The sequence below is a fragment of the Rhodosalinus sp. FB01 genome (genome assembly GCF_041365715.1).
Taxonomy (GTDB): domain Bacteria; phylum Pseudomonadota; class Alphaproteobacteria; order Rhodobacterales; family Rhodobacteraceae; genus Rhodosalinus.
In genome coordinates this window covers 1-462 of sequence record NZ_JBGFSH010000067.1, presented here as the reverse complement: position 1 = coordinate 462, position 462 = coordinate 1, and the positions used below count along the sequence as shown (strand labels likewise).

Annotated in this window: 1 pseudogene; it reads left to right on the top strand. The window is 68.2% G+C overall.

Features of this window, described 5'->3' with window-relative positions:
* A pseudogene (locus tag AB6A65_RS16600) lies at nt 1-462 on the top strand (type I secretion system permease/ATPase); the annotation flags it as partial.

Genomic DNA, 462 nt, shown 5'->3' with positions numbered 1-462 from the left:
GATCGGCTTCACCGCGGCGGGCGACGCCGTGGTCGTCGCCGAGATCGGCGACGGCGGCAAGGCCCGCGTCCTGCACTTCGACGCCGAGGCCGCGCCCCGCGAGGAAACGCTGAGCAAGGCGGAGCTCAAGCAGCGGCTCAAACCCTTCTTCGTCCTCGCGCGGAAGGTGCACACCGCCTCGAAGCCCAGGGGCAAGAACGACTGGTTCTGGGGCTCGCTCCGGCAGGGCAAGTGGCTCTATTTCCAGGTGCTCGTCGCGGCGGCGCTGACCAACTTCCTCGGCCTGTCGACCTCGCTCTTCATCATGGTGGTCTACGACCGGGTCGTCCCCAACGCCGCGATCGAGTCCCTGATCGCGCTGACCGTCGGCGTGCTGATCGCCCTCGGCTTCGACTTCATGATCAAGACGCTGCGCGCGCAGTTCGTCGACAAGGCCGGCAAGCGCGCCGACGCGCGCATGTC